This window comes from Tepidiphilus succinatimandens, from assembly GCF_006503695.1.
GTDB lineage: Bacteria > Pseudomonadota > Gammaproteobacteria > Burkholderiales > Rhodocyclaceae > Tepidiphilus > Tepidiphilus succinatimandens.
Map to the genome: position 1 here is coordinate 83,494 of NZ_SBIK01000002.1, position 14,610 is coordinate 98,103.

Sequence of the window (14,610 nt, forward strand, 5' to 3'; positions counted from 1 at the left end):
ATCCCATGAACGCCGCCCCCACCGTCCTGCTCGCCAATCCCCGCGGCTTCTGCGCCGGAGTCGATCGGGCCATCGAGATCGTCGAGCGGGCGCTCGAGCACTTCGGCGCCCCCATCTACGTGCGCCACGAGATCGTGCACAACCGCCACGTGGTCGAGTCGTTGCGCGCGCGCGGCGCCGTCTTCGTCGAAGAGCTCGACGAGGTACCCGACGGAGCCGTGGTCGTCTTCAGTGCCCACGGCGTGGCCCAAGGAGTCCATGAGCGGGCCCGCGCGCGCGGCCTCACCGTGCTCGACGCCACCTGCCCGCTGGTGACCAAGGTGCACCACGAAGTACAGCGCCTGCACCGCCAAGGCTACGACATCGTGATGATCGGCCACCGAGGGCATCCCGAGGTGGAAGGCACGATGGGGCAGGTGCCCGATCGCATCCACCTCGTCGAGACCGAGGAGGACGTCGCCCGGCTCACGCTCGACCCCGAACGCTGCGCCTACGTCACCCAGACGACGCTGTCGGTCGACGACGCCCGGCGCCTCATCGAGCGGCTCACCGCACGCTATCCGCACATCCTCGGTCCGAAAAAAGACGACATCTGCTACGCCACGCAAAACCGTCAGGACGCCGTCAAGCGCCTTGCCGCCCAATGCGATCTCGTGCTGGTGATCGGCTCGCCCAACAGCTCCAATTCCAACCGCCTGCGGGAAGTGGCCGCAGCGCTGGGGGTTCCGGCGCACCTCATCGAGGACGAAACGGCGCTCACCGCCGAGACGATCGAGGGCGCGCGGCGCATCGGTCTCACCGCCGGCGCTTCGGCCCCGGAAGCACTCGTACAGCGCGTGCTCGCCCGGTTGCGGGAACTGGGCGCTGCCGAAATCGCCGAGCTGCCGGGCGTGGCGGAAAACGTCCGCTTCACCCTTCCCAAAACCCTCACGGAGGCGACATGAGCGAATCCACTGCCGCACCCGAGCACCTCGACTTCGAAGCCGCGCTCACCGAACTCGAGCGCATCGTCCAGGCGCTGGAGACCGGCCGCCTGCCGCTGGAGACGGCGCTGCAGCGCTATCAGCAAGGCGTGGCGCTGGTGCGTCGCTGCCGTCAGGTGCTCGACGAAGCCGAACAGCGGCTGCTCGCCATCGAAAACGGCACTTTCGTGCCCCTCGACCCGCCCGCCGAACGATGACGTTCTCTGAGCGCGAACCGTTCGAGACGTGGTGCGAGCGCCGCCGTGCCCTCGTCGAACACTTCCTCGATCAGATCCTGCCCGCCGCCGAGGCCGAACCCCAGCGCCTGCACGAAGCGATGCGCTACGCCGTGCTCGGCGGCGGCAAGCGCATCCGGCCGCTGCTCGTCTTCGCTTCCGGCGAGGGGTTCGATGCCCCCATCGAGACCCTGTTGCCCGTCGCTGCGGCGGTCGAGCTCATCCACGTCTATTCTCTGGTGCACGACGACCTCCCCGCAATGGATGACGACGCGCTGCGTCATGGCCGCCCCACCGTCCATGTGGCCTTCGACGAAGCCACGGCCCTGCTCACGGGGGATGCGCTCCAGACGCTCGCCTTCCAGCTGCTCGCCACGCCGCTTCCCGGCCTGTCACCCGATCGCCAGCTCGGCCTCTTGCGTGGCCTCGCCCGCGCGGCCGGCTCGCACGGCATGGCCGGTGGCCAGGCACTCGACCTCGCTGCCACCGGCCGCAAGATTCCCCTCGAAGCGCTGCAAACGCTGCATCGGTGCAAGACCGGGGCGCTCATCCGCTACGCGATCCTCGCCGGCGCTCACTGCGACGAACCCGATGAAACCGCCTGCACGGCGCTCGAACGCGGCGCCAACGCCCTAGGGTTGCTCTTCCAGATCACCGACGACATCCTGGACGCCACCGCCGACAGCGCCACCCTGGGCAAGACGGCCGGCAAGGACGAGCGCCACGCCAAGGCCACCTACGTCACGCTCCTGGGATTGGAGGGAGCGATCGAGGCGGCCCAGCGCACCCTGGAAGAAACCCTCGGTGCGCTCGAACCGGTGGGCGCGCGCGCCGAGCGCCTGCGCGAGCTCGCCCGTTTCGTTGCCAACCGCCGGCGCTGACCCCCATGACTGAACGTTTTCCCCTACTCAGCCGCATCGACGACCCTGCCGACCTGCGCCGCCTGTCGCTGCCCGAACTCAAGCGGCTCGCCGCCGAGCTGCGTCAGTTCATCCTCGAGACGGTGGCGCACACTGGCGGGCACCTGGCTTCCAACCTCGGCGCCGTCGAACTCACCATCGCGCTGCACTACGTCTACGACACCCCCTACGATCGCCTCGTCTGGGACGTGGGGCATCAGACTTACGGTCACAAGATCCTCACCGGCCGGCGCGACCGCATGGCCACGCTGCGCCAGCATGGCGGGCTCTCCGGCTTTCCCAAGCGCGAAGAGAGCCCCTACGACACCTTCGGCACGGGACACTCCTCCACCTCCATCTCGGCCGCACTGGGCATGGCGCTCGCCGCCCGTGCCCGCGGCGAAAAGCGCCAATGCGTGGCGGTGATCGGCGACGGGGCGATGTCGGCCGGCATGGCATTCGAGGCGCTCAACCACGCCGGCGACCTCGACGGAATCGACCTCACGGTGATCCTCAACGACAACGAGATGTCGATCTCGCCGCCGGTGGGGGCGCTCACCCAGGTTTTCGCGCGGCTTCTGAGCGGCGAGCCCTACAACACCGCGCGCCGGGTGGGTGAGACGGTGCTCTCGGCCGCCCCGCCAATCAAGGCGCTCGCGCGACGCGTCGAAGAACACGTCAAGGGCATGATCTCGCCGCCGGGCACGCTCTTCGAGGAATTCGGTTTCCACTACTACGGCCCCATCGATGGGCACGACCTCGACGTGCTGGTTCCGACGCTTGCCAACCTGCGCAAGCTCGGCGGCCTGCGCTTCGTGCACGTCGTCACCAAGAAAGGGCGCGGCTACAAACTCGCCGAGGCCGACCCCGTGCTCTATCACGGCGTGTCGCGCTTCGACCACGCCAAGGGGCTGGAGCCGGCCAAGGCCAGCCGCCCCACCTACACCCAGATCTTCGGCGACTGGATCTTCGACATGGCCGCGCGCGACCCACGCCTCATCGGCATCACCCCGGCCATGCGCGAGGGCTCGGGCCTGGTGCGCTTCGCCCAGGAATACCCCGAGCGCTATTTCGACGTCGGCATTGCCGAGCAGCACGCCCTCACCCTCGCCGCCGGGCTTGCCTGCGAAGGGTTCAAACCGGTGGTGGCGATCTACTCCACTTTCCTGCAGCGCGCCTACGACCAGCTCATCCACGACATCGCCCTGCAGAACCTGCCCGTGGTCTTGGCCATCGACCGCGGCGGACTGGTGGGCGCCGACGGACCCACGCACCACGGCGCCTTCGACCTGAGCTTTCTGGCCTGCGTGCCCAATCTCGTGGTGATGGCACCGGCCGACGAGAACGAATGCCGCCGCATGCTCACCACCGCTTTCCTGCACGACGGCCCAGCAGCGGTACGCTACCCCCGTGGTCATGGCCCCGGCGTCCCCCTTGATCCAGGGTTAGAGCCTTTGCCGATCGGCAAAGCCGAACTGCTGCGCCAGGGCCGGCGCATCGCGCTGCTCGCCCTCGGTTCGATGGTGGCGCCAGCGCGCGAAGTCGGTGAGCGGCTCGACGCCACGGTGGTCAACCTGCGCTTCGTCAAACCGCTCGACGAGACCACGATACGCGCCGTGGCCGCCACCCATGACGTGCTCGTCACGCTGGAAGAGAACGCCGTCATCGGCGGGGCCGGAGCCGAAGTCGCGCGCATCGTCCAGACGCTGGACACCCCACCCCGGCTGCTGCGCCTGGGACTGCCCGATCGCTTCATCGAGCACGGCGACCCGGCCCTGCTGCTGCGCCTGGTAGGGCTCGACGCCGACGGCATCCAGGCGGCGATAGCGCGCTTCGATGGCGGCGATGCTTGACCCGTCACGGCATGGGTCTACGATAGGATCACCCCCCAAGAACGAAACGAGAGAACCCGACATGGACCAAGCGATCCAACCCATCCCCGACGTGCAATCCTTCGCCGATCACCGCCACATGGCCATCGACAAGGTCGGCATCAAGAGCATCCGCCACCCCATCCGCGTGAGTGACCGCAGCGGCGGCGTGCAGCACACCGTCGCCACCTTCAACATGTACGTGGGGCTGCCGCACAACTTCAAGGGCACGCACATGTCGCGCTTCGTCGAGATCCTCAACGCCCACGAGCGCGAGATCTCGGTCGAGAATTTCGAACCCATGCTGCGGCAGATGGTCGAGCGGCTCGAAGCCGAGACCGGCCACATCGAGATGAGCTTTCCCTACTTCATCGAGAAGCGCGCCCCGGTCACCGGCGTGCCAAGCCTGATGGACTACGACGTCACCTTCATCGGCGAGATCCTCGCCGGCGGCGAGTACCGCTTCACCATGAAAGTGGTGGTACCGGTCACGAGCCTGTGCCCCTGCTCGAAGAAGATCTCGGCTTACGGCGCGCACAACCAGCGCTCGCACGTCACCATCACCGCACGCACGATCGATCACGTCTGGATCGAAGAGCTCGTGCAACTGGCCGAGAAAGAAGCCTCCAGCGAACTCTATGGGCTCTTGAAGCGCCCCGACGAGAAATACGTCACCGAGCACGCCTACGACAACCCAAAGTTCGTCGAAGACATGGTGCGCGACGTCGCCGCCCGGCTCGATGCCGACCCGCGCATCGTGCATTACGTCGCCGAATCGGAGAACTTCGAGTCCATCCACAACCACTCGGCCTATGCGCTGATCGAGCGCGACAAGACCAAGCCCCGTTGACGCGAGAAGGCGCCGGTCGGACTGCCCCGGCGCCTTTCCTTTCCAGAAATGCTGCGCTGCATCAACGCGGCGGAATGAAGACCACCGCTTCGCCTTCGAGCACCACCTTGTCGCGCACGATGCAACGCGTGTCCAGCGTGACGCGCCGTTTCTCCGGCAGCAGCCCGATGACGGTCGCACGCGACACCACCGTGTCGCCGGCGCGCACCGGCGAGAGGAAGCGCACCGTCTGTGACACATATACCGCCCCCGGGCCCGGCATCTTCGTGCCCAGCACCGACGAGACGAAGCTCACGGTGAGAAAGCCGTGGGCGATGCGCCCCTTGAACATGGTCGTGGCGGCGAACTCGTCGTCCATGTGCACCGGGTTCATGTCGCCCGAAACGCCGGCGAACATGAGGATGTCGGCGTCGGTGACGGTACGGCTCGTCTCCGCCGTCATCCCGACGTGCAGCTCCTCGAAACGGTAGCCCATGATCGCGTTGAAGTCCCTTGCCATTCTTCTTCTCCTTTGCTCGAGATTATTGGGTAGAGTGAGTTTACCACGTCAATGCTGCGTTGCAACAAAAATCGGTTCCCTTACCCCTTCTCGACCCAGACCGCACAAGCAAAATCCAGCCGCGCCGCCCGTTCCAAGCACGGATAAACGCTCATTACGCCGGTCTTATTTCGCCACTGCGCGTTGACCGAAGGTGATATCGTGTCCCTATCGCCCATTGTGCGCCGAGCCTCCGTCACCATGGAAACCCAACCGCCCAGCGAACCTTTCCGGCCCGATTTCTCCGAGGGCGCGGAAACGGGCCTGTACCTCGCCCTCCTCGAGCTCATCGACGAAGGGCTCATCCTCACCAGCGACGAAACCATCCTGGAGGCGAACACCGCCGCCTGCCGCCTGCTCGAGCGCGACTACCGCGACCTGATCCGGCAGCCGCTCGCCAACCTCTTCCCCTCGGACAAGGAATTCCTGCAGGCACGGGCCCGTTGGTTCATCCAGGGGCAAAGCCGCGGCAGCATCCGCATGGCGCTTCCAGGCGGCCGCTCGCGGCTCTTCCGCTTCATCGCCGCCGCCCGCCTGCGCCCGGGCCTGCATGCCATCCTCTTCTCACCCGACCTGATCGGTGAGGTATACCGCGACGTCGCGCACACCGATGCCTTTTGGCCGCGACTCGCCGCCGCCGTGCCCCAGCCGGTGGTGGTGCTGGATGAAGCCGGGCGCATCGCCGCGCTCAACGATGCCGCTCGACCCTTCTTCCCTGCCGAACGGAGGGAATGGCTGCTGCAGCCGCTGTCGCGCTTTGCCGCCGTCGCCTGGCCGCCGGAGGGCGAAGCACCGCTCGCCCGGATCGAGGGGCTGGGCGAAGCGCCGGTGCGCGCCCGCGTGCTCGACGGGCCCCAACGAGGATGGCGCGTCCTCGTCTTCGAACGCCTGCCGCGATTCGCCCCTGCCGTCACTCCCTCCGCCCCGGCGGTCCCGCCGCTCGATCCGCTCGCCGTTGCGCTCAGGAAGAGCCCCGAAGAATCCTTCGCCTTGCAGTTGGAGCCGCTCGTCGATCTCCAGCAGCGGCGGCTTGCCGGCGCCCATGCCCGACTCGTGTGGAACCATCCCGCCTTCGCCGGCCTCGCCCCCGAACGGCTCACCGAACTCGCGCGCCGGGCGCAAGCCATCCCGCGCCTGACCCGCTCTGCCTTCGCCGGACTGACCGTGCTCGCCCCCCGCCTGCCCGGTCGCATCACCCTTTCGCTGGCCGCGGAGGCACTGCGCGACCCGGCTCTGACCCAATCGGTGGAGATGGCGCTCGCCGCCGGCATCCGCCCCGAGGCGCTCGAATTCGCCCTCGATCTGCCCGCCTGCGCTGCGCTCGACACCGAAGCCGCAGCGACGCTGCTCGCGCTCTCCCAACGCGGCATCCGCTGGATCGCCGCCGGGCTCGACGAGGCCGCCTTGCCGCTCGAGCAGCTCGCCCGGCTCCCCTGGAGCGGGCTGATGCTGCCTGCCTCGTGGATCTCGGGTCTGGGACGGGACGAGCGGCTGGAGGCGCTCGTCGGCGGGACGGTATCGCTCGCGCAGGCGATGCAGCTCGAAGTGCGCGCCCAGGGCGTGGCCACGGCAGGACAACGCGATTTCCTCGCCGCCTTGGGCGTTCGATTGCAACAAGGACCGTGGTTCGGCCCGGCCGTCACGTCGGGCGAACCCCTGCACGTCAGAGGGATGGAATAAAGCCGATTCAGCGCGACAACACCGTCCGGCAATTCTCCTCGCGCCCCGTGAGCGTGCCGAGCCGTTCGAGCTGACGTTGCAGCGCTTCGTCGGGAATGCTGCGGTTCAGGCACCAGTCGCGCAGCTGCAGCATCAGGGCGAGCGTCTGCAGGTCGATCGAAGTCGCCCAGATACCAGCAAAGCCCGGATCCGGCCCTTCACGCAGCGGCGACGTAGGCCAAGCCTGGCGCACTTCAGGCGCGGCAAGCGGCGGCACCGGCTGAGGCAGCACCCCGCCTTGCGCCCAGACGCCGCCGCAGCACACCCACGCGGCCAATGCAAGGACACGGCGCATCCCCGCTCTCCAAGCCAATGAATCAAACTGCTGCCCCGACCGCGGCGATTCCTGCACGGGCCCGGGCCCACAGACGCTCAGGCTTCCAGCTCCTTCAGGCGCTGGATGATGCGGGCGACCACCTCCTGCGCGCTGCCATAGACCATGTGGCAGTTGTCGCGGTAGAAGAGCTCGTTCTCGATGCCGGAGTACCCCGTACCCTTGCCGCGCTTGATCACCAGCACCTCGCGCGCCTGATCCACGTTGAGGATGGGCATGCCGTAGATGGGGCTCGACTTGTTGGTGCGCGCCGCGGGGTTGACCACGTCGTTCGCGCCGATCACCAGGGCGACGTCGGTCTGGGCGAACTCGGCGTTGATCTCCTCCAGGTCGAAGATCTTGTCGTAGGGCACGCCGGCCTCTGCGAGCAGCACGTTCATGTGTCCCGGCATGCGCCCCGCCACCGGGTGGATGGCGAACTTCACCTCCACCCCCGCCTCTTCGAGCAGCTGCGCCATCTCCCACACCTTGTGCTGGGCGCCGGCCACCGCCATGCCGTAGCCCGGCACGATGATCACCTTCTGCGCGTAGCGCAGGGTAGCCGCCGCGTCGTCGGGCGAATATTCCTTGAGCGAACCGCTCACCTCCCCTTGCGTCTCCTGCGCCTCGCCGGTGATCGGCGCAAAGATCACGGTGCGGATCGAACGGTTCATCGCCTTGGCCATGAGGAGCGTGAGCAGCGTACCGGAAGCGCCGACCACCGTGCCGGCCACGATCAGCAAGGGATTGGCGAGCACGTACCCTTCGAAGCCGACCGCCAGGCCCGTGAAGGCGTTGAGGAGCGAAATGACCACCGGCATGTCCGCCCCACCGATGGGCAGGGTGAGCAGCGCCCCCAGAGCGAGCGCGAGCAGGAAGAAGATCGTGAGCTCGAAACCGCCCGGATGCGAGGAAAAACCGATCGTCAAACCGATGCCGAAGGTAAAGAGCGCGAGGAAGAACACGACGTTGTTCTGCTGCGGCACCTGGTAGGTCTTCTTCAAGAGCCCCTGCAGCTTGGCAAAGGCCACGCAGCTACCGGAAAAGGCCACCGCGCCGATGATCGCCCCGAGCGCGGCGAGCAAGCCGACCGAGGCGTGATGCACGGCGTCCTGCCGCAAAAACTCCACCGCGGCGATCGCCGCCGCCGCCCCGCCACCCATGCCGTTGTAGATGGCCACCATCTGCGGCATGTCGGTCATCTTCACCGTCTTGCCCAAATACCAGGCGATCGCCGCCCCGATGACGATCGCGGTGATCATCAAGCCGTAGTTGTGCATCCCCGGCAAATAGAAAGTGACGAGCACCGCCGCGACCATGGCGTAGCCCGCCCACTGCACGCCGCGGCGCGCCGTGGCCGGAGAGCTCATCGCCTTCAACCCGAGGATGAAGGCGATCGCCACCAGGAAATAGATGAAATGGATGAACGTGCTCATCGCCCGCCCTCCCCGGCGCCCTTGTTCGACTTGAACATCGCCAGCATCCGCTCGGTGACGACGTAGCCGCCGGCGGCATTGGCCGCCCCCAGCAGCACGGCGATGAAGCCCAGCGCGAGCGAGGCCGGATCGTCGGACGGCGCCTGCCCGAGCACGATCATTCCCCCGATCAGCACCACCCCGTGGATGAAATTCGAACCCGACATCAAGGGTGTGTGCAGGATGACCGGCACCCGCGCGATCACCTCGTAGCCCGTAAACGCCGCCAACATGAAAATGAACAACGCGCTCAAACCGTCCATCACCGCTCCCTCCTCACAGACCCAGCCATTGGCGAACCCGCTCGCTCTTGAGCTCGCCGGCGTGCGTCATGCAGGTGCCGGCGAGCACCTCGTCGTCCCACGCCAGCGCCAAGCTTCCTTCGCGCAGGAAGAGCGAAACGAAGTTGAACACATTCTTGGAGAACATCTCGGAGGCATGCACCGGCATGCGGCTGGGCACGAAAGTCGGGCCGATCAGCAGCACCTCGCCGACCCAGGTCTTCTCGCCCGGCACCGTACCCTCGACGTTGCCCCCCGTCTCGGCGGCCAGATCGACCACCACCGCCCCGGGGCGCATGCGCGCGATCATCTCGGCGGTGATGATGCGCGGCGCCGGCCGCCCCGGAATGGAAGCCGTGGTGATGAGCGCGTCGGCCTGGCCCACCGCCTTGCCGAGCTTCTCCGCCTGGATCGCCTTCTCCTCTTCGGTGAGCTCGCGCGCGTAGCCGCCCTCGCCCACCGCCCGCACCCCCGTGTCGAGGAACTTCGCCCCGAGCGACTCCACCTGCTCGCGCGTCTCCGGGCGCACATCGTAGGCTTCCACTGCCGCCCCCAGGCGCCGGGCGGTGGCGATCGCCTGCAGCCCCGCCACTCCGGCCCCGATCACCAGTACCTTGGCCGGACGGATGGTACCGGCGGCATAGGTGAGCATGGGAAAGAACTTCGGGCTGTGATCGGCGGCGATCAGCGCCGCCTCGTAGCCGGCCACCGTCGCCTGGGAAGAAAGGATGTCCATGCTCTGCGCGCGCGAGATGCGCGGCAAGAGCTCGAGCGCGAAGGCGGTGATGCGCCGCTCGAGTAGGCGCTCGACGCGCTCGCGGCTGCCCCAGGGGTGCAACGCTCCCACCAGGACCGAGCCTTCGGGCATGAGCGCGAGCTCCTCGTCGCGCGGCGGCTGCACGCACAGCACGAGCTGCGCGCGGCGGAACACCTCCGCCGGCTCGGGCACGATCTCCACCCCCGGAAACGCCTCGTCGGCCCAATGCGCCCGCCTGGCCGCGCCCGCGGCCATCACGACCTTGGCCCCGAGCGCCTCGTATTTCTTCACCAGCTCCGGCACCAGCGCCACCCGCCGCTCCTGCGGCTGCGGTGCGCTCGCCACTCCCACGATCACGCCCATGCTCCCCCCTTTGTGCGTTTGATCACCGACGGGGCTCGATCACCTCCTGCCCCCCCATCCACGGCCGCAGTGACTCGGGCACGACCACCGAACCATCGCGCTGCTGGTAGTTCTCCAGCACCGCCACCAAGGTCCGTCCCACCGCCAGCCCCGAACCGTTCAAGGTATGCACTGGCTGGGGCTTGCCCTTGCCGCCGGCCGGCCGAAACCGTGCCTGCAGCCGGCGGGCCTGGAAGGACTCGAAGTTCGAGCACGAAGAAATCTCGCGGTAGGTATTCTGCCCCGGCAGCCACACTTCCAAATCATAGGTCTTTGCCGCGGAAAACCCAAGATCCCCGGCGCACAAAGCCACCTTGCGATAGGGCAGGCCCAGGCGCTGTAGCACCGTCTCCGCGTGCCCGGTGAGCTCCTCGAGCGCCTCCCAAGAACGATCCGGATGCTCGATGCGCACCAGCTCCACCTTGTCGAACTGATGCTGGCGGATCATGCCGCGCGTGTCGCGCCCATAAGCACCGGCCTCCGAGCGAAAGCATGGCGTGTGCGCAACAAACTTCAGCGGCAATGCCGATTCCTCCACGATCTCATCGCGCACCAGGTTGGTCACCGGCACCTCGGCGGTGGGAATGAGGTAGAAATTCTCCGCATCGCGCGGCACGGCAAAGAGATCCTCGGCGAACTTGGGCAGCTGCCCCGTCCCGAAGAGGCTGCGCGCATTGACGAGATAGGGCACATAGACTTCGAGGTAGCCATGCTCGCGCGTGTGCAGATCGAGCATGAACTGCCCCAGCGCCCGATGCAGCCGCGCCACGTCGCCGCGCATCACGGAAAAGCGCGCCCCGGCGATTTTCGCTGCCGCCTCGAAATCCAGCCCCAGGGGCGTACCCACGTCGACGTGATCGCGCACCGGAAAATCGAACAGCCGCGGCGAGCCCCAGCACGCCACCTCCACGTTGTCGGCCTCGCTCGTTCCGTCGGGAACGGAAGGATGAGGGATATTGGGTAGGGTGGCGAGGAAGGATTCCAACTCGGTGAGCAAGGCCGAGAGCCGCTCTTCGCACGCGTCGAGCTCGGCGGTGATCAGCGCGAGCTGGGCGAGCAGGTCGGAAGCATCCTCGCCCCGCCCCTTGCGCCGTCCGACTTCCTTCGAAAGGGCGTTGCGCTGGGCCTGCAGTTCCTGGGTGCGGGTCTGCAGATCCTTGCGCTCGGACTCGAGCGCCTCGAACCGGGACCAGTCGATCTTCGCGCCACGCCGCGCGAGCGCCGCCTTCACTTCGTCGAGCCGGGAACGCAACCACTGAACGTCGAGCATCACACCATCCTGAACGTCACGAAAAGAAAGACGCAACGATACCAGCAACCTCGCCCGCCCGGCAACGCCAGCGGGCCGTCAGGAGGCCGAAGACGAAGTCAAGGCCTCCACCTGGGCCTGGCGCAGCAAGGCCGCATTTTCACGCGCCCGCTGCTTGGCCCGCCGCGCCATCCAGACGCTGGCCAGGAGCAGACCGGCCAGCACCAGATAGACGGTGACGGCGCCGATGACGTTGATCTCGGGATTGAGTCCCAAACGGGCCCGCGAGAAGATCACCACCGGCAGCGGCGACGTTCCCGGCCCCGAGAGAAAGGCCGAGATCACCACCTCGTCGAGCGACAGTGACAGCGTCAGCAGCCAGGCCGAGGCCACCGCCTGAAAAATGGCCGGCAAGGTCACGAGGAAGAACACCTGCGAAGGACGCGCCCCCAGATCCATCGCCGCCTCCTCCAGCGCCGGATCCACTTCCCGCAACCGCGACATGATGGTGATCGCGGCGTAGGAGACGCACATCACCGTATGGCCGATGAAGAGCGTCGTAAACCCCTTCTGCGGAAAACCGAAGAGATGCTCCATGCTGACGAAGAAGAGCAGCAGCACCATCGCCAGCACCACCGTCGGCAATACCAGCGGCACGTTGAGGAGCAAGGTGAAGAGCCCTTTGCCGGGGAAGCGCCGATAGCGTGTCAAGGCGTAGGCGGCACAGGTGCCCAGCACCACGGAAGCGGTGGCGGTGGCCACCGCGATCTCCAGCGACAGCACCAAGGCGTCGATCACCACCTGGTCGGCCGCCGCCTCGGCGTACCAGCGCAAGGTCCACCCGCCCCAGACCGTGACCATGCGCGAATCGTTGAAGGAATAGATCACCAGTACCACGATCGGCAGGTACAGGAAGCCATAGACGAGCACCGTCCACAGCGTCGCCAGCCACGGGAAACGTCTCATCGCCGGGCCTCCATCAGGCGCATCTGGTAGCGGTTGAAGAGCCAGATCGGGAAGAGGATGATGAGCACCATCAGCATCGTCACCGCCGCGGCCCGCTGCCAGTCGAGGTTGATGAAGAATTCGTTCCACATCATGCGGCCGATGTTCAGGATCGAGATGCCGCCGAGCAGCTCGGGGATCACGTATTCCCCCACCGCCGGGATGAAGACGAGGAGCGAGCCGGCGAGAATCCCCTCGCGCGACAAGGGCACGGTCACCAGCCAGAAACGCTGCCAAGGCCGCGCCCCCAGATCGGCCGCCGCTTCCAGCAGCCGCCGGTCGAGCTTGACGAGGTTGGAGTACAGCGGCAGGATCATGAAGGGGATATAGCCATAGACCATGCCCACCATGAAGGAAAACTTGGTAAACATCAACTGCAGCGGCTCATCCACGATGCCAGCCCACAGCAGGAACTGGTTGAGCAGGCCGTTGGCGTCCAGGATGTTCTTCCACGCATAAATGCGGATGAGGAACGGCGTCCAGAACGGCAGCATGATGAGCATCAGCATCACCGGCCGCAGCGTCGGGAAACTCTGGGCCAGGAAATAGGCGAAGGGATAGCCGATGACGAGGCACAGCAAGGTCGTCAGCAGCGCATAGCCCACCGACGAGAGATAGGTGAGCAGATAGACGTCGTCCTGCATCACGCTCAGATAGGCATCGAAATGCAGCTTGATGCTGAGCGTGCCCTCTTCCAGCCACGAGATCAGAGGTTCGAACCCCACCCCGACGGCATCGGCGTGGGAAAAACTGATCTTGAGCAGGATCAGGAAAGGCAGCAGCAGAAAGACGAAGAGGAAGAACTCCGGCACGCCGATCACGAACCAGCGACCCGGCGGCAACCAGGGGCGACGCAGCATGGCGATCTCCTGCAGCGGGCGTTTCACTCGACGATGACCACGGGCGCCGACGGCATCCAATGCGCCGTCACGCGCACCCCAAGCTCATAGGGCTCCTCATAGCGATCGACGTTGGTGACGGTGACGCGCAAACGGCGCCCCGAGGGCAACTCGATCTCGTAGGCGGTATAGCTGCCCATGTAGCTGCGCGCCGCCACCGTCCCCTGTACGGCGTTGTAGGGAAGATCCTGCCAGCCGGGCTCGAGCGAGATCTTCTCGGGACGAAGGGCCACGGTGAGATTCATCCCCTGCTTGCCCTCCACGCCGTGCCCGACGTGGAACAAGCACTCCGCCGTCTGGATCTCGCAGTAATGCGGCTCATCGACCACGAGCTCCCCGTCGAAGAGATTGACGCTACCGATGAAATCGGCCACGAAGCGGTTCTTCGGATTCTCATAGACCTCGCTGGGCGTGCCGATCTGCAGGAAACGGCCCTCGCGCATCACCGCGATGCGATCGGCCATCGTCATCGCCTCTTCCTGGTCATGGGTGACGATGACACAGGTCAGGCCCACCTGGCGCAAGATATGCACGAGTTCGATCTGCGTGCGCTCGCGCAGTTTGCGATCCAGCGCGCCCATCGGCTCATCGAGCAGCAGCAATTTGGGACGCTTAGCCAGACTGCGCGCCAGCGCCACGCGCTGCTGCTGCCCGCCCGAGAGCTGATGCGGTTTTCTCTTGGCATAAGGTTTGAGCTGCACCAGATCGAGCATCTGCTCGACGCGCTCGGCGATCTGCGCCTTGGGCATCCCTTCGCGCTTGAGGCCAAACGCGATATTGTCGTACACCGTCAGATGGGGAAAGAGGGCGTAGGACTGGAACATCATGTTGATCGGCCGCTCGTAAGGCGGCAGAGCCGTGATGTCTTGGCCGTCGAGGACGATGCGTCCTGCCGTCGGTACCTCGAAACCGGCCAGCATCCGCAACAGCGTCGTCTTGCCACAGCCCGACGAACCGAGCAGCGCGAAGATCTCGCCCTGCTCGATGGCCAGGCTGACGTTGTTGACGGCAACGACCTCGTCATACTCTTTGCGAATGGACTCGATCTTCAGGAAATCGGGCGCACCCCTGGCGGCATCGGCGCGAGCAGCGGCGGTCTGGTTCATGACGGTGCCGAAACTCCTCAGAAAGTGATGGGAGAAAGATTTGCGCCC

15 protein-coding genes are annotated in these 14,610 nt (G+C 66.3%); 6 read left to right on the top strand and 9 right to left on the bottom strand.

Annotated elements, in window-relative coordinates; genetic code table 11:
* Positions 1-5 precede the first annotated feature (5 nt).
* From ispH to folE2, 5 genes are all read left to right on the top strand, one after another.
* Positions 6-944, top strand: a complete 939-nt coding sequence (ispH, locus tag EPD82_RS02480) for a 4-hydroxy-3-methylbut-2-enyl diphosphate reductase (protein ID WP_141055030.1) — start codon at positions 6-8, stop codon at positions 942-944.
* On the top strand, positions 941-1,180 hold the full coding sequence (gene xseB, locus EPD82_RS02485; protein WP_141055033.1) for an exodeoxyribonuclease VII small subunit: 240 nt from the start codon (positions 941-943) through the stop codon (positions 1,178-1,180). Before ispH ends, xseB begins: the two co-directional genes overlap by 4 nt.
* The gene (locus EPD82_RS02490) at positions 1,177-2,079 is read left to right on the top strand and encodes a polyprenyl synthetase family protein (protein ID WP_141055036.1); all 903 of its coding nucleotides are present in this window, start codon (positions 1,177-1,179) and stop codon (positions 2,077-2,079) included. The genes xseB and EPD82_RS02490 overlap by 4 nt, the downstream gene beginning before the upstream one ends.
* A 5-nt stretch (positions 2,080-2,084) precedes the next feature.
* Positions 2,085-3,950, top strand: a complete 1,866-nt coding sequence (gene dxs, locus EPD82_RS02495; RefSeq protein WP_141055039.1) for a 1-deoxy-D-xylulose-5-phosphate synthase — start codon at positions 2,085-2,087, stop codon at positions 3,948-3,950.
* Between the two features lie 61 nt (positions 3,951-4,011).
* Positions 4,012-4,818 carry a GTP cyclohydrolase FolE2 gene (gene folE2 / locus EPD82_RS02500; protein ID WP_141055042.1) on the top strand — a complete coding sequence of 269 codons (807 nt, stop codon included), beginning with the start codon at positions 4,012-4,014 and terminating at the stop codon, positions 4,816-4,818.
* Positions 4,819-4,879: 61 nt separating this feature from the next.
* Here the strand turns inward: folE2 and EPD82_RS02505 are convergent, their stop codons facing one another.
* Entirely contained in the window at positions 4,880-5,317 is a 438-nt protein-coding gene (locus EPD82_RS02505; protein WP_055423494.1) for a MaoC family dehydratase, read from the bottom strand.
* 240 nt (positions 5,318-5,557) lie between these two features.
* Between EPD82_RS02505 and EPD82_RS11875 the strand changes: the two genes are divergently transcribed.
* Positions 5,558-7,036: an EAL domain-containing protein gene (locus EPD82_RS11875; protein WP_170210772.1), complete on the top strand. Its 1,479-nt coding sequence runs from the start codon at positions 5,558-5,560 to the stop codon at positions 7,034-7,036.
* A gap of 7 nt (positions 7,037-7,043) precedes the next feature.
* Here the strand turns inward: EPD82_RS11875 and EPD82_RS02515 are convergent, their stop codons facing one another.
* The 8 genes from EPD82_RS02515 to EPD82_RS02550 form a co-directional block, all read right to left on the bottom strand.
* Positions 7,044-7,370 carry a hypothetical protein gene (locus EPD82_RS02515; RefSeq protein WP_141055046.1) on the bottom strand — a complete coding sequence of 109 codons (327 nt, stop codon included), beginning with the start codon at positions 7,368-7,370 and terminating at the stop codon, positions 7,044-7,046.
* A gap of 77 nt (positions 7,371-7,447) precedes the next feature.
* On the bottom strand, positions 7,448-8,824 hold the full coding sequence (locus EPD82_RS02520; RefSeq protein WP_141055049.1) for an NAD(P)(+) transhydrogenase (Re/Si-specific) subunit beta: 1,377 nt from the start codon (positions 8,822-8,824) through the stop codon (positions 7,448-7,450).
* On the bottom strand, positions 8,821-9,126 hold the full coding sequence (locus tag EPD82_RS02525; RefSeq protein WP_141055053.1) for an NAD(P) transhydrogenase subunit alpha part 2: 306 nt from the start codon (positions 9,124-9,126) through the stop codon (positions 8,821-8,823). Before EPD82_RS02525 ends, EPD82_RS02520 begins: the two co-directional genes overlap by 4 nt.
* A 13-nt stretch (positions 9,127-9,139) precedes the next feature.
* Positions 9,140-10,264 carry an NAD(P) transhydrogenase subunit alpha gene (locus tag EPD82_RS02530; RefSeq protein WP_141055056.1) on the bottom strand — a complete coding sequence of 375 codons (1,125 nt, stop codon included), beginning with the start codon at positions 10,262-10,264 and terminating at the stop codon, positions 9,140-9,142.
* Between the two features lie 22 nt (positions 10,265-10,286).
* Positions 10,287-11,573 (bottom strand): serine--tRNA ligase, encoded by a 1,287-nt coding sequence (gene serS, locus EPD82_RS02535; protein ID WP_141055059.1) that lies wholly within the window; start codon positions 11,571-11,573, stop codon positions 10,287-10,289.
* A 78-nt stretch (positions 11,574-11,651) separates the two neighbouring features.
* The gene (locus EPD82_RS02540) at positions 11,652-12,518 is read right to left on the bottom strand and encodes an ABC transporter permease (RefSeq protein WP_141055062.1); all 867 of its coding nucleotides are present in this window, start codon (positions 12,516-12,518) and stop codon (positions 11,652-11,654) included.
* Entirely contained in the window at positions 12,515-13,417 is a 903-nt protein-coding gene (locus tag EPD82_RS02545; protein ID WP_055423548.1) for an ABC transporter permease, read from the bottom strand. The genes EPD82_RS02540 and EPD82_RS02545 overlap by 4 nt, the downstream gene beginning before the upstream one ends.
* Before the next feature lie 23 nt (positions 13,418-13,440).
* Positions 13,441-14,562 carry an ABC transporter ATP-binding protein gene (locus EPD82_RS02550; protein WP_141055064.1) on the bottom strand — a complete coding sequence of 374 codons (1,122 nt, stop codon included), beginning with the start codon at positions 14,560-14,562 and terminating at the stop codon, positions 13,441-13,443.
* Between the last annotated feature and the right edge of the window lie 48 nt (positions 14,563-14,610).

Coding starts and splice junctions, on each gene's coding strand:
- ispH (WP_141055030.1), top strand. CDS start 6: ATGAACGCCGCCCCCACCGTCCTGCTCGCCAATCCCCGCGGCTTCTGC.
- xseB (WP_141055033.1), top strand. CDS start 941: ATGAGCGAATCCACTGCCGCACCCGAGCACCTCGACTTCGAAGCCGCG.
- EPD82_RS02490 (WP_141055036.1), top strand. CDS start 1,177: ATGACGTTCTCTGAGCGCGAACCGTTCGAGACGTGGTGCGAGCGCCGC.
- dxs (WP_141055039.1), top strand. CDS start 2,085: ATGACTGAACGTTTTCCCCTACTCAGCCGCATCGACGACCCTGCCGAC.
- folE2 (WP_141055042.1), top strand. CDS start 4,012: ATGGACCAAGCGATCCAACCCATCCCCGACGTGCAATCCTTCGCCGAT.
- EPD82_RS02505 (WP_055423494.1), bottom strand. CDS start 5,317: ATGGCAAGGGACTTCAACGCGATCATGGGCTACCGTTTCGAGGAGCTG.
- EPD82_RS11875 (WP_170210772.1), top strand. CDS start 5,558: ATGGAAACCCAACCGCCCAGCGAACCTTTCCGGCCCGATTTCTCCGAG.
- EPD82_RS02515 (WP_141055046.1), bottom strand. CDS start 7,370: ATGCGCCGTGTCCTTGCATTGGCCGCGTGGGTGTGCTGCGGCGGCGTC.
- EPD82_RS02520 (WP_141055049.1), bottom strand. CDS start 8,824: ATGAGCACGTTCATCCATTTCATCTATTTCCTGGTGGCGATCGCCTTC.
- EPD82_RS02525 (WP_141055053.1), bottom strand. CDS start 9,126: ATGGACGGTTTGAGCGCGTTGTTCATTTTCATGTTGGCGGCGTTTACG.
- EPD82_RS02530 (WP_141055056.1), bottom strand. CDS start 10,264: ATGGGCGTGATCGTGGGAGTGGCGAGCGCACCGCAGCCGCAGGAGCGG.
- serS (WP_141055059.1), bottom strand. CDS start 11,573: ATGCTCGACGTTCAGTGGTTGCGTTCCCGGCTCGACGAAGTGAAGGCG.
- EPD82_RS02540 (WP_141055062.1), bottom strand. CDS start 12,518: ATGAGACGTTTCCCGTGGCTGGCGACGCTGTGGACGGTGCTCGTCTAT.
- EPD82_RS02545 (WP_055423548.1), bottom strand. CDS start 13,417: ATGCTGCGTCGCCCCTGGTTGCCGCCGGGTCGCTGGTTCGTGATCGGC.
- EPD82_RS02550 (WP_141055064.1), bottom strand. CDS start 14,562: ATGAACCAGACCGCCGCTGCTCGCGCCGATGCCGCCAGGGGTGCGCCC.